Origin of the sequence: Bifidobacterium mizhiense, from assembly GCF_020884755.1 — a bacterium.
In the GTDB taxonomy this organism is placed as follows: Bacteria; Actinomycetota; Actinomycetes; order Actinomycetales; family Bifidobacteriaceae; genus Bombiscardovia; species Bombiscardovia mizhiensis.
Genome location: NZ_BPWE01000001.1, coordinates 381,495 through 401,482 on the forward strand (window position 1 = coordinate 381,495; position 19,988 = coordinate 401,482).

Here is a 19,988-nt window from a genome sequence, read left to right on the forward strand (position 1 = left end):
ATCCTATTCCACCGTGACCGACTTGGCCAGATTGCGGGGCTTGTCCACGTCCAGACCCTTGAGCCGGGCCATGTCCAAGGCGAACAGCTGCAGGGGGACCACATCAACCAGGGGGCTGAGCAGGGTCGGGCAGGGCGGCCGCCAAAAGACCACGTCAGCATAGCGGTCGGCATCCGGGTCGCCCTCCTCGGCCACGACGATGGTGAAGGCACCACGGGCCTTGACCTCCTCAATGGCCGAGATGACCTTGTCATGCAGCACATTGCGGCCCCGGGCGCTGGGGACGATGACCACCACAGGCTCCCCCGGCTCCACCAGGGCGATGGGCCCGTGTTTGAGCTCACCAGCGGCGAACCCCTCGGTGAAGATGTAGGCGATCTCCTTGAGCTTGAGGGCCCCCTCCAGGGCCACCGGATAGCCCACATGCCGACCCAGGAAGAGGAAGGAGCGGGCCTTGGACATGCGCTGAGCCGTCTGGCTGATGACCTCGGCCTGCCCGTCCAGCACCTTCTGGATTTTGGCTGGCATGGCTTTGAGGCTGTCGATGGTCTGGTGGATTTCGTCTCGATACATGGTCCCCTTGACCTGGGCCAGGTACAGCCCCAACAGGTAGGCCGCCACGATCTGAGCCAGGAAGGCTTTGGTGGAGGCCACAGCCACCTCGGGGCCGGCGTGGGTGTAGAGCACGGCATCGGACTCCCTGGGGATGGTGGACCCCTGGGTGTTGCAGATGGCCAAAACCCGCGAACCCTGCTCCCGTGCATGCCGAAGCGCCATCAGCGTGTCCATGGTCTCCCCTGATTGGGAAATGGCCACGACCAGGGTGCGTGGGGTCAGGATGGGATCACGGTAGCGGAACTCATGGGCCAGCTCGACCTCCACCGGAATACGGACCCAGTGCTCTATGGCGTACTTGGCCACCAGCCCCGCGTAGGATGCCGTCCCGCAGGCCACAACAATGATCTTGTCGATCTGGCGGAAGACCTCCTCGTCGATATGAACCTCGTCCAAATCCAGGTCGCCCGACTCGTCGTACCGGCCCAGCAGAGTGTTGGAGACCGCCGCAGGGTCCTCGTGGATCTCCTTGTCCATGAAGGAATCCCATCCGCCTTTTTCGGCGGCTGAGGCATCCCAATCGATGGTGTAACGGCGCGGATGCTCCACCGGATGCCCTTGGAAGTCGGTGACCTTGACCTGGTCCGCGCTGATGCAGACGGCCTGGTCCTGCCCCAGCTCCATGGCCTGGCGTGTATAGGCTACGAAGGCGGCCACGTCGGAGCCCAGGTAGTTCTCCCCGTCTCCCAGACCGACCACCAGCGGCGAATCGTGCCGGATGCCCACTACCAGATCGGGCTGCCTTGAATCCACTGCCAGGATGGTAAAGGCTCCCTTGAGCATGCGGGCCAGACGCCTGATGGCCTCGAAGATATCGGGCTGACCGGTGGCATCGATGATCTCCTGGGCGATCTTGCCCAGAAGCTTGGCAGCCACTTCGGTATCCGTAGAGGACACAAAAGTGTATCCCTCGGTCTCCAGGTCCAGCCGCAGCCTGGAGGCGTTCTCGATGATTCCGTTGTGGATCAGCGCGACCTTGCCGTCACGGCTGATGTGGGGATGAGCGTTGACATCAGTGGGTTCTCCGTTGGTGGCCCAACGGGTGTGGCCGATGCCTACGGTGGCCTCGGGCATGGGCTTGGCCTTCAGATCGGCGACCAGATTGCCCAGGCGTCCCGCCTTCTTGCGTACGGCCACCCGCGTCATCCCAAGGGCAGCCAGGGCCACTCCGGCCGAGTCATACCCTCGGTACTCCAAACGCTCCAAACCCTTGAGGCAGACCTCCAAGGGCCTGCCGCAGGCCGTCCGTACTGATCCCGCATAACCGACGATTCCACACATGGGCCCCAGTCTAACCTTGGGAGTTTCGCCGCTGCCCGCCCATGGGGCTTCTTGCCGGAATTTCTACAACCTGAACAGAGCCTGAGGCTAGAGCACAGTGTGCAGGAATTCGGCGAACCTGTCGGTGCGAGGATGGTCGATGATATCAGGGCCTCCCTGCTCCACCACAACGCCTTGATCCATGAAGACGATCTGCTCGGCCACCTCTCGGGCGAAGCCCATCTCGTGGGTGACCACCACCATGGTCATGCCCTGTTGGGCAACCTGTCGCATGACCCCTAGGACCTCCCCCACCAGCTCCGGATCCAGGGCTGAGGTGGGCTCGTCGAAGAGCATGATGTCGGGGTGCATGGCCAGGGCTCGCGCGATGGCCACACGCTGCTGCTGACCACCGGAGAGCTGGGCAGGATAGTAATCCATCCTGTCCTCGAGCCCTACACGTTTCAGCTGGGCCTGAGCCTCCTGGCGGGCATCGGTCTTGGGAACCCGGCCCACATGGACAGGCGCCTCCATGACGTTCTCCAAGGCTGTCATGTGGGGAAAGAGGTTGAAGCGCTGGAAGACCATGCCGATCTTGGAACGCTGCTTGGCAATGGCCTTGTCATCCAGGGTCTGCAGCACAGGGCCCTTACCCGTATCGATCTTCCGGTATCCGGTCAGCTCGCCGTCCACATAGATTTCGCCGGCTGTGCGGGTCTCCAGCTGGTTGATCAGCCTCAGCAGCGTTGACTTGCCCGAACCAGAAGGCCCTAAAACTGCTGTTACTGTGCCGGGCATGACCTCCAGGTTGATCCCCCGCAGCACATGCTGATCGCCGAATACCTTGTGGACATTCCTGATGACGATGGCCGGATCCTTGCCGCCTTGACCGTCTTTCTTGGTCTGCCTGTCCTCGTCCATGATTCTCCTCCTGCGCTCAGGCGTTCAGCCCGGCCATCATGACCTTGTTGACCTTCTCGGTCTCCTGACGGGTCTGCGGATCCTCGCCATCCTTGCCGTCCTTGGCCCCCGATCCGGCCAGGGGCTGCGAATCAAAGCCCTTGCCGTAGTGCTTCTCCAGCTGGGCCTGGATGACCATCAGCACAGAAGTGATGACCAGGTACCAGATGCAGGCCACAATCAGCAGCGGGATGGTCTTGTAGATGCGGTTGGCGATGGCATTGGTGGCGAACTGGAGCTCCAGGGTGAAGGGCACGGCAAGAGCCAGGGATGTAGTCTTGAGCATGCCGATGGTCTCATTGCCGGTAGGCGGCACGATGATGCGCATGGCCTGAGGCAGAACAATCCGCCTCATGATCATGGCGGGCGGCATGCCCAGGGCCTTGGCGGCCTCTTCCTGGCCAGGGTCTACGGCCTCGATGCCGGCACGGACGATTTCGGAAAGGTAGGCAGCCTCGTTCAGTCCCAGGCCCAGAACCGTGGCCACGGTGGCGTTGAGCACGGTCTTGGTGTCGACGCTCCAGAACTCGGGCCCGAAGGGAATGCCAATGGCCAGCTTGGGAATCAGCACGGAAAGCAGACCCCAGAAGACCAGCTGGGTATATACAGGAGTGCCGCGGAAGAACCAGATGAAGAACCAGCTGACCCAGCGCAGGACCGGATTGGACGACTTGCGCATCACTGCTAGGATGATGGCCAGAATTGTGGCCAGAACCATGGCGTAGACAGTCAGCAGAAGAGTCCACTTGATGCCATCCAGGACATGTTCGTTAAAGAGGTACTTCCAGACCGTAGGCCAATCAAAGTTGGGATTGGTCACCATGCCGTGGATCAACATGGCCACGAAAATGGCCACGATGACGGCAGCCACAATCGGCCCCGGCTTGCGTACCGGCCTGGCCTCTATTCTGCCGGGGATCTGAATCTGGTCCGTCCCCTTCTTGGTATGCATCTCCTGCTTCCTTCCGCACCGCTGAACTTATTCAGGCCTAGCCTATCCAGCCGGGCCAACCGCTAGGCGCAGACCGGTTGTTGAACCGACCCGCGTCTGGAGGCTTGCCTCAGTCAGAGACCGCAGGGTTGATCTCAGCCTTGTCGACCGCACCGCTCTGTACGCCCCAGTTCTTGAGGATCTTGGCGTAGGTGCCATCGTCGATCAACTTCTGAAGAGCCGCCTGGGTGGCCTCGGCCATGCCGCTGCCCTTCTTCAGGGCAGCACCTTGCAGGACGATGTCGGTATCCTTGCCCAGCTTCTCCAACTGGCCGTCGGTCTGTTTAATGGCATATCCGGTCACCTGGGAGTCGGCGTAGAAGACGTCGATCTTGCCGTTGACCACTGCCGTGGCGGCGTCAGTCTGCTGCTTGTAGGACTGCACATCCACCGGCTTCTTGCCCTTGGCCTTGCACTCTGCCGAGATCTTGTCAGCAGCCTGCTGCTCTTCGATAGTGCCCGTCTGCACGCCGACCTTGACGCCGCAGATGTCATCAGGATTGATCTTTGAGGGGTTGCCCTTCTTGACGGCAAAGGCCGTACCCGCCTTGAAGGTGGTGACGAAGTCGACCGACTGCATCCGCTCCTTGGTGATGGTGAAGCTGGAGATACCCGCGTCGTACTTGCTGCCGATGGCGGGGATGATGGTATCGAAGGAGGCACTGACCATCTCCCCCTTGAGCCCCATCACCTTGGCAATGGCGTTCGACAGGTCCACGTCATAGCCAATCGGTGTCTTTCCGTCCTCATTCATGAATTCACCCGGAGCGTACGAGGTCTCCATGCCCACGGTCAACTTGCCGTCCTTGGAAACCGACTCAGGCACCTTGGCCGCGATGGCCGGATCCTTCTTGATGCCGCTGACGTCAAAAGCCGCCGGATGGGAACTTGTTGTGGCCTTACCCGATGCACTGCTGTTGTCCGCCTCGTCGGTAGTTCCGCAGGCCCCGATGGAGGCCAGCAGGGCGACACTCAGAGCCGCCGTCAGCATCGCCTTGATCTTGCCCATGTCTTCTCCTCTTCCGGACCGCCCCGAGGCGACCCTCCGTATCCCTTGATTGACATGCACTATTATGCACACATTTGTATTTTTATGCATCCAGCTAACCAATGATCTTCAAGCATGGTTTGCTCTTCAGGACGGATTTTGGCTCTAATGCAAGCTTCAGAAGCTTATAGAACACTGCCGGACGCCTTAGCTCCGGGCGTGTCGACCTGCATAGTGCAAGGCAATATCAGGAGTCAGTTGTCCCTATCCAAGAATCATCTGAGAATCGGAAAGTGCATCAGCACGTGTTTCAGCCCCGACGGTTCCGATAGCGCATGGCCCGTTGGGCCTCACGGCGGTCCTGCTCCTCCCGCAGGGACTGACGCTTGTCATACTCGCGCTTGCCCCTTGCCACGGCGATCTCCACCTTGACTCTGCCATCCTTGAAATACAGACTCAGGGGGACAATGGTGTAGCCCTTGGCCTGAATCTGCCGCTCCAGGCGAATGATCTGCTTGGCATGCAGAAGCAGTTTGCGCTTGCGCTTGGGGGCATGGTTGTTCCAGGTGCCGTTGAGATATTCGGGGATATTCGCGTTCTCCAGCCAGACCTCGTGCCGACGATCGATACTAACGAATGACTCAGCCAGGGAGGCCCGCCCTTCGCGCAAGGACTTGACTTCAGTCCCGGTCAGGGCGATGCCGGCCTCATACCGATCCTCGATCTGGTAGTCATGCCGGGCCCTGCGATTCTGGGCAATCATCGACGTGCCAGTCTCCTTAGCCATGATGTCCTCCTCCGGACCATGCCGATCATGTCGCCTGGTAGGCCGGACGGCTAGGAGTGGCGTCCCAGGTGGCGGACCTGGTCCGCTTCGATGTCAGTAATGAATGTACTGGTAGTTGCCAGCCCCGTAAACCGTCTCATAGGCAGGGAATGAGGCAAATCCGGTGCCTCCTTCGGAGATGAGCACAGACCCGTCCCCATTGACCCGCTCGACCACGGCCACATGGCCATAGGTCCAGTCGGCGTTCCAGTAACCGACCCGCTGACCACGGGCGAAGACCATGGCGGCTCCGACGTGCGGAGTGTTATTGACCAGGTAGCCCAGACTACGTGCAGTGTTGGCCCAGTCAGCTCCGTTACCCATATAAGATCCCACAGGCAGGGACAGCTGCGAGCGGCGGATATAGGCCCAGAGCGTGCACTGACGGGCGGGGTAAGCACTGCCGCCCACCGAGTTGCCGGTAGGATGGCCGTAGCAGAACCCAGAGCCCTCAGGACAGCTGCCAGGTACCCCATAATTCATACCGGAGGCACCTCCACCGCCTCCGTTGCTCGGCGGAGAAGGGCGCGGAGACGGCGATGGTGCAGAACCACCACCGCCAACCTGCTGGGCGCCACCGGCATGAGGATCGGCCCCGCCGCCGGCATTGCCTGTGTTGAGGGAATCGATCATAGACTCGGTGGCCACGATATCAGCGGCCTCACGGGCTGACTGAGTGGTCAGGGCAGCCTTCTGCCCCTCAAGCTGCTTGCGTGCTGCGGTTCCCTGATCGCGCAGGGCCTGCAGACTGTCCTGTTTGGCCTGCGCCGCAGCTGCCGCCTGCTGGGCCGCCGCCTGCTGCTGATCGGCCTTAGCCTTCAAGGTGCTGATCTGCTCCTCAATGGCCTCGAGACGCTGCTTACGATTCATGGACGAATTGAGGGTGTTGGCGGCATCATTGGCCGTGTTGGCCTCGGATCGGGTCACGGCTGCGTCAGACTGCATCTTGTCCACAAAGTCCTTGGTGCTGGAGGACTTGGTCACCACGTCCATGACCTGGGAAGCCTCAGAGCCATGGAAACTCTTTCTCGCCATCTGCGCCACACCGGCCTTGGCGTCGTCATAGTCGATGCCGGTCTGACGGATCTTGGCCTCCAGGTCGGCACGATCCTTGCGGGCCGCCTGCAGTCGGTCATTGGTTGCCTGAACCAGACTGTCGGCCTGCTCGGCCTGCTGCTGAGCTTCGACGGCACTCTGCTGAGCCGCCGGGATCTGGTTGGCAGTCAGATCGTTGAGACTGAGAATCTGGTTGGCCAGCTCGCTGTTGACACCCGCCAGCTTGCTCTTCAGAGCCTCATGGCTCTGTACCTTCTGCTGATAGCTACTCCAATCGGCCCGGGCCGGTGCGGGGGCCACTGTCAACCCCAGGATCCCACCGCCCAGCATCATGGCCAACGACCCCACCAGGCCGCAGATGGCTTCCAAGTGTTTCGTACGATTCATGGTCAAGTCCTCACTATCACTTATCCATGCTAGTCATCATTATGGCAGAGTTCGTACCCATAAGATCGATCGGCCCGTCGCCGCGGATCAGGTCCGCAGATACCGCCGCAGGGAGATGGAAGAGGCCAATGCGGACAAGAGCATGGCCCCCAGGATCAGCGCCGGGGCCATGAGCAGGACCGTGGACTGATCCACGTAGGGCATCCACTGGACCGTACGGGCCAGCCAATCCGTGATGAAAAGCTTGACGATGGCGCTCAGAGCGCCGACAGCCAGAAGAGATCCCAGCAAGGATGCCACCACACCCTCCAGGATGAAGGGCAGTCGTATGGTCCAGTTGGAGGCTCCCACCAGTCTCATGATCTCGGTCTCGTTGCGACGCGAGGCTGCGCTCATCCTGATGGTGGTGCCAGTCAGCAGGATGGCCACGATCACCATGACTACGGCCAGAACCAAGGTGACTGCCGTAGCCCTGTTGAGGATCTTGAAGACCGGGTCGAATATCTGACGCTGGTCGGACACCTCCTCTACGCCGTCACGTCCTGACAGCACCTCGGAGACCACCTGATACTTGGTTGGATCCTTGAGTTTGAGACGCAGGGAGGCCTGCATGTCCGCTGCGGTCATGGTCCTTCCCTCGTATGTGCCGTTGGGGTACTGCTTGAGGAAGGTGTTCTTGAAGAAGTCCTCCCGGCTCTGGTAGGTGATTTTTGCCACAGAGTCGCGCAGCTCGGTATTGATGGTGTTCTCCAGCTTGACGATCTCGTCGTTGGTGGGCGCCTTGCCGGTCGCGCAGGATGCCGCCTGGCTGGCGCCGTCCGGGCACAGCCAGACCACCACCTCTACTTGGTCGTACCAGTCCTCCTTGGCCTTGCTGATCTGGGCCTGCATAAGGCCCGATGCGCCGATGAAGAGGAAGGAGATGAAAGTGACCAGCATGACCGAGAGGATCATGGACCCGTTGCGCCGCAGGTTGTCCCAGGTGCTGGAAAGGATGAACCGCAGTCTCATCGTGCCGCCTTCTTCTTGTCATGATGCTCATCCCGAGCCTGTGCGTCGCTCTTTTGTTGGGACTTCCTGGCCGCCTTGGGGGCTTCAGGTGGAGCGGGCGGAGCCGGCGGTGCCTCCATGGACTCGGCATCGTAAGACTCGACATCATGATCGATTTCGCCGGTCGAGTCCTTTTTACTGGTCCTGCTCTTGCTGGAGGCTTGCTTTGAGGATTGCGCGTCGTCCTGCTTCATTTGAGCCGTAGCCTGACCGGATTTGCCGGTCGGTTCGGATGAGCTGGAAACATCGGGCCGCGGAGGCTGATCGGGCTTCTTGAACTGTTGTTCACGATCGGCAGCCTCAGCGGAGGTTTCCTTCAACGGTTGGCGGCCCTTGACCTTGTCATCTTGCTTGGACCCCCTTTGATCGCGGTCATGATTGTGATCATCATGCGCAAGACCCTTGCGGTCACTACCTGGTTTCCTATCCTGCTCGTGACTGCTCGAATCTTCGGACCGCCGATCCTGGGACCTGCTTTCTGCGGTCGACTTGGGCCGAACAGTATCCGAACCACGAGCGGACTTCCGAGATTTCCGGGTGACTGCAGGTTCTGCTGGTTCTGCCTGGGGGCGATTCCCGGATTCGGCCCGATCGGTTCCTGCCTTGCCCTGGTCTTTGTCACTGGAACCTTCATGCGACTGACCGGGTGAATCCTGGCTGCCCTGGGACACCGGCACAGGTCTGCGGAACCGTTCGTCAGGGTCAGAGTCGGTCTTCCCCTCGGACTGCCCCGCAGAGGCGCCTTCATGCTGACTGGAATCTTCCTGCGCAGACTCAAGGCTGCCCAGGCCCTTCCCCCAGGTAAGGGTGTCCTCCACCGAGGTGAAGACCTGCCCATAACGTCCTGTTCTCCCCGAATGCATGGACTTGGCCAGCCGTGCGATTCCCTCGTCGCCATACTGGCCCTGGTCGACGGCCTGTGCCGCCGCCTGGACCACCTGCTTGGCCCCCTTGGTCCCATCCGCGATGGGCTCGGTAGCCGGACTATTCCCATCCTGGACGACAACCTGCACCGGACGGCGCCCTCCAACTCCAACCTCACGAGCACGATCCAGGGCATCGCCGTCAGCGGGATCCCCGATGGCATGATGAGCGCGCGCCGCAACCTCGGCATCAGGGAAGAAGCGCGAAGAATCGTAGGAGCCGTGGGCCTCGTCGCGCATGATCCGGCCCGTATGCAGCTCCACCACCCGCTTGCGCATGGAGTTGACGATCTCCTCGTTGTGAGTGGCCATGACCACGGTGGTGCCGGTCCTGTTGATGGCGTCCAGAACCTCCATAATGCCCAGGGAGGTTGTGGGATCAAGATTGCCGGTGGGCTCGTCAGCCAGCAGGATTTCCGGGTTATTGACGTAGGCGCGGGCCAAAGCCACCCTTTGAGCCTCGCCGCCGGAAAGCTCATGGGGGTAATTTTGCTCCTTGCCCGTCAGCCCCACGGTCTTGAGCACCTGAGGAACCAGGGTTTTGATGGTGGACCGACGAGCGCCGATGACTTCCAGCGTGAAGGCCACATTCTGCCATACGGTCTTGTTATTGAGCAGCTTGTAATCCTGGAACACAAAACCAATGGAGCGCCGATATCCGGGAATTTCACGATTGCGCAGACGTCGCAGGTCGTTGCCGGCCACGCGAATCTCCCCCTCGGTGGCCTCCTCCTCGCGCAGAAGCAGGCGGAGCAGGGTGGTCTTGCCCGACCCGCTGGCGCCCACAAGGAAGACAAAATCCCCACGATCGACATCCAGGCTGATGTCATCCAAGGCGGGACGGGACCCCTTGGGGTAGATCTTGGTCACGTCCTTGAGCGAAATCAACGCCATTGACTCTCCGTTCCTCGGTATTCCCCTACAGAGGCTATCAACAAGACCGACACTACACACTCATGAAACACCGACCCGGATGAGGCCGAGTACAGGTTTATTTGCTGGCTTCCTCCTCACGGGCCTGAACCCGCTGCTGATGCCGCCAACGGATACCTGCCTCTATGAAGGCATCGATGTTGCCGTCGAAAACGCCCTGGGTATCCGAGGTCTCGTATCCGGTACGCAGGTCCTTGACCATCTGGTAGGGATGCAGCACATATGAGCGCATCTGATCCCCCCAGCTGGCCTTGATGTCGCCGGCCAGCTCCTTCTTCTTCTTGGCCTCCTCTTCGTGCCGCAGAACCAGTAGTCTGGACTGCAAAACGGCCATAGCAGCCGCACGGTTCTGGATCTGGCTGCGCTCATCCTGCATGGTGACCACAATGTTGGTCGGCAAATGGGTGATACGCACGGCCGAATAGGTGGTATTGACACCCTGACCGCCGGGGCCGGAAGAGCAGTAGGTGTCCACTCGGATATCCGAGTCGGGGATGTCGATGTGGTCAGTGGGTTCCACCAGAGGGATGACCTCGACAGCGGCGAAGGAAGTCTGCCGCCTGCCCTGGTTGTCAAAGGGCGAAATCCTCACCAGACGGTGAGTGCCACCCTCCACAGACAGCCGACCGTAAGCATAGGGGGCATCCACCTGGAAGGTGGCCGACTTGATGCCGGCCTCCTCTGCGTAGGAGGTGTCCATGACCTTGGTGGAGAAGCCGTGCCGCTCAGCCCACCTCATATACATGCGCAGGAGCATCTGGGCCCAGTCGGCCGCGTCCACCCCGCCGGCACCAGAACGAATGGTGACCACGGCGGCGCGCTCGTCGTACTCCCCGTCCAGCAGGGTCTGGATCTCCATGTCAGCCAGGTCGGACCTCAACGAGTCGATCTCCTTGCGGGCCTCCACCAGGGTGTCCTGGTCATGCTCCTCCTGGCCCAACTCCTCCAGAGCCTGGACATCCTCCAGCCGGGAGGATGCGGATTCCAGATGCTTGAGCTGGGATTGCAGGGCTGAGAGCCTGCTGGTCACCTTCTGAGCATTCTCCTGATCATCCCAGAGTCCGGGCGCACTGGCCTGACGCTCCAGATCCGCAATCCGCGAGCGCAAACCCTCCGGGTCCAGCGCCTTGGAGATCATCTCGTACTTGGCCTTGGCCTGCTCCAATGCTTGAGCAAAATCCATCTCTGCCATACCGTCTCACCGCTTTCCAGACCGGCTCCACACGAGTCGGCCGCCGTCTTGATTGCCATTTGCCCGTGCCTGTGACGGCCGGATTCCCGCCGACCGGACGGATCAGGTCAAAGGCCGCTGAAAATGGCGGGGATGATAAGACTGGCCAGCAAAGCCACGGCAATGACCAGGCAGACCGCCCTGGCTATATTGCGGCGCCGACGCTCCCGGCGCTCACGCTCATGACTGTAGGCACTCATAGTTGATAATTTTACCTATCGGCTGCGACCTGGCTGGCGACCACCCAGAGCCGACTGTCGGACGGACCGTCTGTGTTTGAGCGTCGACCGGTTTATCCTGTAAGACAACCTATGTCAATATGACTGCACAGCCAGAAGGAGGAACGATGAGCACAGCACGCACCGCATGGGGTTGGGGCCTGGCCAGCCAGGATGAGCAGGGCCGTACCCTGGACGTCTGGTACCCCAAGGCCAAGATCTCGACACCGCCGACCCCGGCGAACCGTCCCAACCACGACTTTGGCGACCAAGTCAACAACCAGCCCGACGCCCGCGGCATCCGAAAGGTTGCGGTCTTCACTGTGGCCGATTTGGATGGCCCAATAACCAATGCAGCCGACGCCTATCTGCGGCTTCATCTACTCAGCATGCGCCTGACCCCTCCCAACAGCATGAACCTGGACGGGATCTTCGAACAGCTCAACACGGTGGTCTGGACCAACTACGGACCCTTCGCTGTGGAGGACTTCGCCTTGCGCAGATCAGATGTCATGGCTGCGGCCAGCCGTTCCATGCCGGGCATTCCGGTGACACAAGTAACAGTGCTGAGCGTGGACAAGTTCCCCCGCATGGTGGATTACGTGGTTCCCGATGGGGTCCGCATCGGCAACGCCGACCGGATTCGGCTCGGCGCCCATCTGGCTCCGGGAACGACGGTCATGCATGAGGGCTTCGTCAACTTCAACGCTGGAACTCTGGGCCACTCCATGGTCGAAGGACGGATCTCCCAGGGAGTCGTAGTCGGCGACGGTTCGGACATCGGTGGCGGAGCCTCCATCATGGGCACCCTGTCCGGCGGAGGCCGCCACCGGGTCTCCATTGGTCAGCACTCCTTGCTGGGGGCTAACGCCGGCATCGGCATCTCCCTAGGCGACGACTGCGTGGTTGAAGCCGGACTCTATGTCACCGCCGGTACCAAGATCGGCCTGGGCGACCAGGAGGTCAAGGGGGCAGAACTCAGCGGAAGGGATCATCTGCTCTTCATCCGCGACTCCCGCACGGGCCAGGTCAGAGCCCTGCCCCGCAAGAAGGGGATCGAGCTGAACGAGCGACTGCACGCCAACTGAACCCAGGCGGTCATAGGACTCAGCGCTCTTCTATAGGCAGGTAGTCGCGTGGCCCCTGACCGGTATAGACCTGCCTGGGCCGACCTATTTTCGTGTCGGGATCGTCCAGCATCTCCCGGTACTGGGCGATCCATCCAGGGATGCGACCCAAGGCGAAGAGCGTGGTGAACATCTCCGGGTCGAAGCCGATGGCGCGGTAGATAAGCCCGGTGTAAAAATCCACGTTGGGGTAAAGGTGGCGCTCGACGAAGTAGTCATCATGCAGGGCCAAATCCTCCAGCTCCAGGGCCACATCAAAGAGCCCGGCATCCTCCGTATTCCTATCCTGGTCGGGTTCGTCCATAAGTTTGTAGAGCCACTGCTTGGCTATGGCCGCGCGCGGGTCATAGGACTTATAGACCCGATGGCCCAGACCCGCAATTTTCCGCCCCTCGCTCTTGGCCTGGTCCACATAGCCTCGCACACCCAGACCGGAATCACGTATGCTCTTCAGCTGGCGCAGCACAGCCTCGTTGGCGCCGCCGTGCAGGGGGCCTGAAAGTGTATTGATGCCGGCAGCCACTGCCGAATACAGGTTGGCCCGGGCTGATCCGGCAATCCTGACCACAGAGGTGGAGCAGTTCTGCTCATGGTCGGCATGGATAATCAGAAGCTTGTCCAGGGCCTGCACCTTGAGAGAATCGGCCTGATAAGGCTGGTAAGGCATGGCGAAGCTCATTCTCAGGAAGTCCTCCACATAGCCCCAGTTCCTGTCCGGGTAGAGCAGGGGCTGGTCGCGACGACGACGGTGGATCAAAGAGACGATGGTGCGCACCTTGGCCATGATGATGGCGCTGGCCTCATCCAACTGCTCGGGATCGTCTACGTCACAAGTGTCCGGATGAAAGCCAGCAAGAGCGTTGACCGCCGCAGCCAGCACACTCATGGGATGAGCCTGGCGAGGGAAGGACGAGAGCAGATGACGGAAGTCCTCCCCTACGACCGTGTGACCCAGAACATGGCTGCGGAACCGCTTGTACTGCTCGGCATCAGGCAGTTCGCCATGGGACAGCAGCCAGGCCACTTCGAGGAAATTGGACTGGGCGCACAAGTCCTCTATGGCATAGCCCCTGTAGCGCAGTATGGACCGCTTGCCGTCAATGAAGGTTATTCCTGAAACGCACTGAGCTGTGGTCTGGAAGCCGGGATCGAGCGTGACCCAGCCGTCATTGCGCAGGGAGGAGACCAGAATGCCGTCGGGCCCCTCGGTGGCGCGAACCAATGGCAGATCAACCTGGTCGGAACCGATGGACAACCGTGCTGTAGACACCACGCACCTCCTGTCAATCAACCAGTGAGGTGCCAGTGAGAGTCGACGGCCATGCCAGATCAGGCTACCGGCACCTGTACCGGCGTGGAATTGCCGACATGCTAACAGAAACAATCACGACTTCGATTACCGGCTTGTAACCGCAAGCAGGAATCCGTCCGTCCCTGGTCACGACCTGCGAGCCTAAGGCAGGGCCGTCTGCCTTCCCGCACCAGCCTGCAAGTAACAATTCCAAGGAAGAAAGGACGGCATCAAACAAGGGACCGAGGAACATCCACATTGTGGACATTCCTCGATCCCTTATATAGTCCTGACAGCCCTCGAATCAGTCCCTGGTCGTCAGAATGACAGGTCCCTGCTCGGTGATGGCAATGGTGTGCTCGCTGTGGGCACCGCGCGATCCATCTGCAGAACGCAGGGTCCATCCATCCTTGGGATCCTGATAAATCTGATCGGTGGTCGCCAGGAACCAAGGCTCGATGGCGATGACCAGACCGGGGCGCAGCTTGTAGCCGTGATGAGGAGTGCCATCGTTGGGCACATGGGGATCGCCATGCATGATCCGCCCTACCCCGTGGCCGCCGAACTCCAGGTTGACGCTGTATCCGTTTTCGTGGGCAACCTGACCGACCGCAGCGGAGATGTCACCCAGGCGGTTGCCGGGCTGAGCCTGGGCAATGCCCGCTTTCAAAGCCTCTTCAGTGGTCCGAATCAGCCGCAGATCCTCTGGATCGGCATGCTCGCCCACCACGAAGCTAATGGCTGAGTCGCCCACCCATCCGTCCACGTTGATGGCCAGATCCAGGGAAAGCAGGTCGCCGTCCTTAAGGTTGTAGTCATAAGGCACCCCATGCAGGACGGCATCGTTGACGGATAGGCAGATGTAGTGGGCGAAGGGGCCGGTGCCGAAATCAGGAGCGTAGTCCACGTAGCAGGAGGTGGCTCCCTTGCGGGAGTTGATCCTGTCCTTGACGTAGTCGTCCAGCTCCAGCAGATTGACCCCGGGTTTGCTCATGGCCTTGAGCTCCTTGAGGATGCTGCCGACAAACCTGCCCGCCGGCTTCATCTGTTCGATCTCCTGCTTGGTTTTGAGCTCGATCATCCTCTACGTCCTTTCATAATTGGTGCCCGCGGGTGCCGCCCCTCAGGATCCTGCCCAAGTACTACCTCTCAGTATTATCGGGTCAGTCGGACGAGTCCGGCTCTCAGTTCCGGCCGAAGGTGAAGGCCCTGATAATAGAGACGACTCCCAGCACCAGAAGAGCGCACCCGCTGAAAATAACCAGGAAGATGACAGAGCTCAGCGGGTAAATCATGACGATGATCCCGGCGATGATGGAGACGATGCCCGAGAAGATGGCCCAGCCTGAATGTGGGAGCCCCCAGGAGGCAGCCAGACTCATCACGCCCTCCATGATCCAGCTGATGCCCACGATGATGGTGACCAGCAGGGTCAGCGCTGAAGCGGACAGAGCCGTGTTCCTGACGATGACAATGCCGCCGACGGCGATCAGGGCGCCAAAGAGGACACCCAGCACCCTCCAGCCGCCAGGAAGTCCCCTGGACACGATGGAAGTGGCCAGACGGACCACGCCGGAGATGATGAAGTAGATGCCCAGCACCACGGTCACGGCAATCAGGGTCTTGTCCGGCCTGAGCAGCAGGGCCAGGCCCAGGATGACACCAATCACGCCCATGACGCCCATGATGATGCGGATAGCTCGCAGGGTTCTGAATCCCAGATCTTCAGCGATCATGGAGAACGGGTCCATACGTGGCGGGCGTCCCTGATAGCCGGGGTATTGCCCATACTGACCATAATTATTCTGGTATTGGCCGCCATTCTGCCCAGAATCCTGACCACCGTACTGATTGGGCTGACCGCCCTGCATGGGATCCGTCATACCGTCCTCTTTCACTCGCTCAGGGCGACCGAGCGGCCGTCCTGTTACCGTCTTCCAAGTGTAAATCACCAACGAAGCAATCGCGGCTTTTCCCTTCGGCGGATGATTCGCCGGTCCGCTGATTCCGGGCGACCCCCAGGGCATGGCATGTCACCAAAGATGGCTAGGCTTGTGGCATGGCACAATCTACTGAATCCACGACCTCATCCGGACTTGATCCGGCCTCCTTCTCTTCGGTCATTCGACCCCAGGACGACCTCTTTCGTTTTGTCAACGGCCCTTGGATCGACACCTACAGTCTGCCCGAGGACCGCTCCCGGTTCGGCTCCTTCGACAAGCTTGCCGAGGATGCCGAAGCACAGATCCATGAAATCCTCGAGGATCCGGAATCCCCGGCAGTCAAATCAGCCCTGCTCTATCGCAGCTTCCTGGACACCGATGCCATCGAGGCTGCGGGAATGGAACCCATCCGCCCCGATCTGCAGGCCATTGATGCTGTTCCGGACAAGAAGGCGCTGACCAGCCTGCTCGGCCGACTCAACCCCACTGGCGGCCCTGATCTGTTCGGTATCGCCATCTATGGTGATCCAGGCAACGCTGGCGTCAACGTGGCTCATATGGAGCAGGCCGGGCTAGGGCTCCCCGACGAGGCCTACTACCGGGAGAAGAGCTACGCTCAAGTACGCCAGGCCTACACCGACATGGTCGCCTCACTGCTCAGGCTCTCCGGCTACGCCGACGACCAGGAGGATGCCCACAGGCAGGCAGAGTCCTTCCTTGAGGTCGAGACGCGCATAGCAGCACGCCACTGGGACAACGTATCCACACGAGATGAGGATCGCACCTACAATCCCACCACCCTGGCCGACTTGGAGTCAACGCTCACCGATTTCGATCTGCACACCTGGATCGAGTCCTGGCAGAAGGCATATGCAGCCAGCCCTGTCGCCAATCTGCAACCGGTCGATCTGAGCACAGCCCTATCCAGGACCATCGTGCATGAACCCTCCTTCCTGCAGGGGTTGAACGAGCTATGGAAGACCAGCGACCTGGAGGATCTGAAACTCTGGGCCCGCGTGCACACCCTGATCGAGTGGGCAGGTCTGCTCAGCAGCGACTTCGATCAGGCCAGGTTCGACTTCTACGGCAAGGTTCTTTCAGGCACGACCAAGATGCGGGACCGCTGGAAGCGAGCCGTCTCCCTGGTCAACGGAATTTGCGGCGAGGAGGTCGGACGCGAATATGTGCGCCGGCACTTCCCTGCCTCCAGCAAGGCCCGCATGGAGGCATTGGTCTCAGATCTGATTGATGCCTACCGGGTCTCCATCACCTCCAGTGACTGGCTGGGCGAACAGACCAAGGTCAAGGCTCTGGCCAAGCTGGACAAATTCTCGCCCAAGATCGGCTACACCGAGCACTGGCGCGATTATACGGCCCTGGCTGTGGACGAAAAGCTAGGTCTGGTCGACAACGTGCGGCGGGCCAACCTCTACGAGTCCGGCTACCAGTTCGGCAAGGCCGGTCAGCCTGTGGACAAGGAAGAGTGGCTGATGAACCCTCAGACGGTCAACGCCTACTACGAGCCCACCCTGAACGTCATCGTCTTCCCCGCAGCTATTCTGCAGCCACCCTTCTTCAACCCGGAAGCCGATGATGCCGTCAACTACGGAGGCATCGGGTCGGTCATCGGCCACGAGATCGGCCATGGATTCGACGACCAGGGTTCCAAGTACGACGGCGATGGACGTCTGCAGGACTGGTGGACCCCGCAGGACCGTGAGAACTTCGAGCAGCGGACCAAGGCGCTCATCGAGCAGTACAACGGGTTCGTGCCCCAACAACTTGCCGAGAAGTACGCCGACAAGCCCGAGCAGGCACCTCATGTCAATGGGGCGCTGACCATCGGCGAGAACATCGGAGACCTGGGAGGTGTCAACATCGCCATCAAGGCCTACGCCCTCTCCTTGCAGAAGCGGCAGGGCGGCACAGCAGGGACAGACGATGCGGCCATGGACCAGGCGCTGGCCTCGGCTCCGGTCATGGACGGCTACACCGGCCTGCAGCGGTTCTTCCTGTCCTATGCCTCCATCTGGAGGACCAAGAACAGGGATCAGCTTGCTGAACAGTATTTGCAGATTGATCCCCACTCCCCTGCTGAATTCCGCACCAACGGCATCGTCAGGAATGTGGATCGCTTCTATCAGGCCTTCGGCGTCACCGCTGACGACGGCATGTGGCTGGAACCCGAGGCAAGGGTCAAGATTTGGTAAGCCTGTTCTGATTGAAATCATCGGTTGACGGTTTCAATCAGCCTGTTGACCAAGGCGGGATGTCGACTGGAATCAGCCGGCCTCCCGCCTTCTTCCTGCTCGGCCGAAACAACCTTTGCTCATCCAGCATTGGAAGTCCCCACTGGTGTCCGCTCGGCTGCAGATGGTACTGATGATGCTGGGGCGGTTTCAGAGGGTGAAGATGTCAGCGGAGTGGTCCAAGGATCCGCACCGGCGGCCCCCTCATCGATGGGCGCAGTACCCGATCGGATCCTGGTGAAGGTATCCTGTCCCCTAGCCAGGTCGTGACCGATGCCATCCGCTACCAAGACCAGACTGCTATGCGGCTGGCCGTCGCTGGTCCACTCCTCCGTAACCAAGGATCCCGTCACCATGACCGGATCGCCCTTGTGCAGACAGGCCAGAGCATTAACCGCCAGAGTCCTGAAAGCCTTGACTGTCAGCCAGGTGGTGGATTTTCGTTTCCATACCCCAGCCGCAGCATCGTAATAGGCCGGCGTAGAGCCAAGCCTGAAGGAACAGACTGGTGTGGTTCCCGGCTGTCCCAGACGGGCTGGCTTGGTTCCCATAAAGCCGAAGACGGTCGTTTTTATTTCGTTGATGGACATATCGGAACCTCTCTGTCGATGTCATGAATCCGGCGCTGTAAACCCGCCGGTCGATTGCTCATTGCGTGGCGGCGAAGCCGTCCGACAAAGAATCCCTAGCCAGAGCGCGGATAATCGGAGCGGGGGAAGGGACTGGCCCCGGCCAGGAACCCTCCGTCGAACGGTGAATCCATCCTGCCTCCGCGCACGTCCCCGCACCTGACCAGAAGGTCATTGTGGTCGAATGGGCTCGGCCTGTTTCGCGTAGTGGACAACCCTGCCCATGGCTGGTTTGGCAATGCCTCTTTCACTGCGCAAGGGCATCGAAACATTGGTCCTGGGCTAAACTGTGAGAGCAGATATGTCGGCACGGTTTGGAAGGACCCGCAGTCATGGTTCACACGCTGGTCAGTTGGAACATCGATTCGCTCAACGCCGCCCTGTTGGGCAAGAGCAGCCGCAGCGCCCTCTCCCTGAAGGTGGTGGAGACCATCCGGGATCTGGATCCTGATGTCGTAGCCATCCAGGAAACCAAACTCAACGGTGACCAGAAGAAATCCGCAGGCATCCTTAAGGCGCTCATGCGCTACTTTCCCGATTATCAGGAGGCGGACCGCCGCTCCGAGGCCCCGGCCCGCACAGGCTACGCAGGCACGCTCATGCTCTACCGCAAGAGCCTGCCGGAGCCTACCGTAACCCGCCCCCGCATCGGCGCTCCAGACACCATGGACGACGAGGGCCGTATGCTCACTCTGGAGTTCCCGGACTGCTTTGTCACCACGGTCTACACCCCCAATTCAGGATCGGGACTGGTCAGGCTCAAACCACGCGGCGTCTGGGACGATTGCTACCGACGCTATCTGCAGGAGCTGGATGCCCGCAAGCCGGTCCTGGCCTGTGGCGACTTCAACGTGGCCCACGAGGAGATCGACATCGCCAACCCCGCCTCCAACCACCATTCCGCCGGCTTCACTGACCAGGAGCGCGAGAAGTTCAGTCTTCTGCTGGATGCGGGCTTCACCGACACATTCCGAAAGATCCATGGCGATGCCGCCGGCTTCTACGATGATCACCGCAGCGTCTACACCTGGTTCGCCCAACGGGCACCAAAGAGCAAGATCAACAACTCCGGCTGGCGCATCGACTACTGGCTGACCTCCAATCGGATCGCTGACCAGGTCAGCACCAGCGAACCCGTGGGCACCGGCGAGCGCCAGGATCACCTGCCTATTCTGCTGCGCATCTGACCGGAAAGAGTCCTGAGCCCAAACCGATACAAGCAGAGGGGTGGGATCTTGGTCGCGTATATCATGACGTGACCAAGACCCCACCCCTCTATATTGTTGCGATAAGCAACTATGAGTATGGCAT

General features: G+C 60.5%; 16 protein-coding genes and 1 pseudogene. 3 read left to right on the forward strand and 14 right to left on the reverse strand.

Annotated elements, in window-relative coordinates; translation table 11 throughout:
• Window positions 1–3 precede the first annotated feature (3 nt).
• The 10 genes and pseudogenes from glmS to LPC22_RS08375 all read right to left on the reverse strand — a co-directional run bounded on the left by glmS (window position 4) and on the right by LPC22_RS08375 (window position 11,420).
• Entirely contained in the window at window positions 4–1,896 is a 1,893-nt protein-coding gene (gene glmS, locus LPC22_RS01595) for a glutamine--fructose-6-phosphate transaminase (isomerizing) (protein WP_229131780.1), read from the reverse strand.
• Between the two features lie 87 nt (window positions 1,897–1,983).
• Window positions 1,984–2,796 carry an amino acid ABC transporter ATP-binding protein gene (locus LPC22_RS01600; RefSeq protein ID WP_229131781.1) on the reverse strand — a complete coding sequence of 271 codons (813 nt, stop codon included), beginning with the start codon at window positions 2,794–2,796 and terminating at the stop codon, window positions 1,984–1,986.
• A gap of 16 nt (window positions 2,797–2,812) precedes the next feature.
• Window positions 2,813–3,787 carry an amino acid ABC transporter permease gene (locus LPC22_RS01605; RefSeq protein ID WP_229131782.1) on the reverse strand — a complete coding sequence of 325 codons (975 nt, stop codon included), beginning with the start codon at window positions 3,785–3,787 and terminating at the stop codon, window positions 2,813–2,815.
• A 109-nt stretch (window positions 3,788–3,896) separates the two neighbouring features.
• The gene (locus LPC22_RS01610) at window positions 3,897–4,835 is read right to left on the reverse strand and encodes an ABC transporter substrate-binding protein (RefSeq protein ID WP_229131783.1); all 939 of its coding nucleotides are present in this window, start codon (window positions 4,833–4,835) and stop codon (window positions 3,897–3,899) included.
• Between the two features lie 289 nt (window positions 4,836–5,124).
• Window positions 5,125–5,601, reverse strand: a complete 477-nt coding sequence (gene smpB, locus LPC22_RS01615; RefSeq protein WP_024626674.1) for an SsrA-binding protein SmpB — start codon at window positions 5,599–5,601, stop codon at window positions 5,125–5,127.
• 93 nt (window positions 5,602–5,694) lie between these two features.
• The gene (locus LPC22_RS01620; RefSeq protein WP_229131784.1) at window positions 5,695–7,083 is read right to left on the reverse strand and encodes a CHAP domain-containing protein; all 1,389 of its coding nucleotides are present in this window, start codon (window positions 7,081–7,083) and stop codon (window positions 5,695–5,697) included.
• A gap of 87 nt (window positions 7,084–7,170) precedes the next feature.
• Entirely contained in the window at window positions 7,171–8,094 is a 924-nt protein-coding gene (gene ftsX, locus LPC22_RS01625; protein ID WP_229131785.1) for a permease-like cell division protein FtsX, read from the reverse strand.
• Between the two features lie 824 nt (window positions 8,095–8,918).
• A pseudogene (ftsE, locus tag LPC22_RS01630) lies at window positions 8,919–9,950 on the reverse strand (cell division ATP-binding protein FtsE); the annotation flags it as partial.
• 97 nt (window positions 9,951–10,047) lie between these two features.
• Window positions 10,048–11,181, reverse strand: coding sequence for a peptide chain release factor 2 (prfB, locus tag LPC22_RS01635; RefSeq protein WP_101432689.1), 1,134 nt, complete (start codon window positions 11,179–11,181; stop codon window positions 10,048–10,050).
• A 107-nt stretch (window positions 11,182–11,288) separates the two neighbouring features.
• A complete protein-coding gene (locus tag LPC22_RS08375) occupies window positions 11,289–11,420 on the reverse strand; it encodes a hypothetical protein (protein WP_259465285.1) in 132 nt (43 codons plus the stop codon).
• A gap of 146 nt (window positions 11,421–11,566) precedes the next feature.
• Between LPC22_RS08375 and dapD the strand changes: the two genes are divergently transcribed.
• Window positions 11,567–12,526: a 2,3,4,5-tetrahydropyridine-2,6-dicarboxylate N-succinyltransferase gene (gene dapD, locus LPC22_RS01640; protein WP_229131786.1), complete on the forward strand. Its 960-nt coding sequence runs from the start codon at window positions 11,567–11,569 to the stop codon at window positions 12,524–12,526.
• Between the two features lie 19 nt (window positions 12,527–12,545).
• On the opposite strand, the gene LPC22_RS01645 is transcribed toward dapD, so the two are convergent.
• The 3 genes from LPC22_RS01645 to LPC22_RS01655 all read right to left on the reverse strand — a co-directional run bounded on the left by LPC22_RS01645 (window position 12,546) and on the right by LPC22_RS01655 (window position 15,739).
• Complete coding sequence (locus tag LPC22_RS01645) at window positions 12,546–13,835, reverse strand: citrate synthase (RefSeq protein ID WP_229131787.1); 1,290 nt, start codon at window positions 13,833–13,835, stop codon at window positions 12,546–12,548.
• A 325-nt stretch (window positions 13,836–14,160) separates the two neighbouring features.
• Window positions 14,161–14,937, reverse strand: coding sequence for a type I methionyl aminopeptidase (gene map, locus LPC22_RS01650; RefSeq protein ID WP_024626681.1), 777 nt, complete (start codon window positions 14,935–14,937; stop codon window positions 14,161–14,163).
• A gap of 103 nt (window positions 14,938–15,040) precedes the next feature.
• Window positions 15,041–15,739, reverse strand: a complete 699-nt coding sequence (locus tag LPC22_RS01655; RefSeq protein WP_229131788.1) for an HdeD family acid-resistance protein — start codon at window positions 15,737–15,739, stop codon at window positions 15,041–15,043.
• A 176-nt stretch (window positions 15,740–15,915) separates the two neighbouring features.
• Between LPC22_RS01655 and LPC22_RS01660 the strand changes: the two genes are divergently transcribed.
• Entirely contained in the window at window positions 15,916–18,009 is a 2,094-nt protein-coding gene (locus LPC22_RS01660) for a M13 family metallopeptidase (protein WP_229131789.1), read from the forward strand.
• Window positions 18,010–18,128: 119 nt separating this feature from the next.
• On the opposite strand, the gene LPC22_RS01665 is transcribed toward LPC22_RS01660, so the two are convergent.
• Window positions 18,129–18,638, reverse strand: coding sequence for a single-stranded DNA-binding protein (locus LPC22_RS01665; protein WP_229131790.1), 510 nt, complete (start codon window positions 18,636–18,638; stop codon window positions 18,129–18,131).
• A gap of 371 nt (window positions 18,639–19,009) precedes the next feature.
• On the opposite strand from LPC22_RS01665, the gene LPC22_RS01670 reads away from it, so the two are divergent.
• Complete coding sequence (locus tag LPC22_RS01670) at window positions 19,010–19,864, forward strand: exodeoxyribonuclease III (RefSeq protein ID WP_229131791.1); 855 nt, start codon at window positions 19,010–19,012, stop codon at window positions 19,862–19,864.
• The last annotated feature ends 124 nt before the right edge of the window (window positions 19,865–19,988 follow it).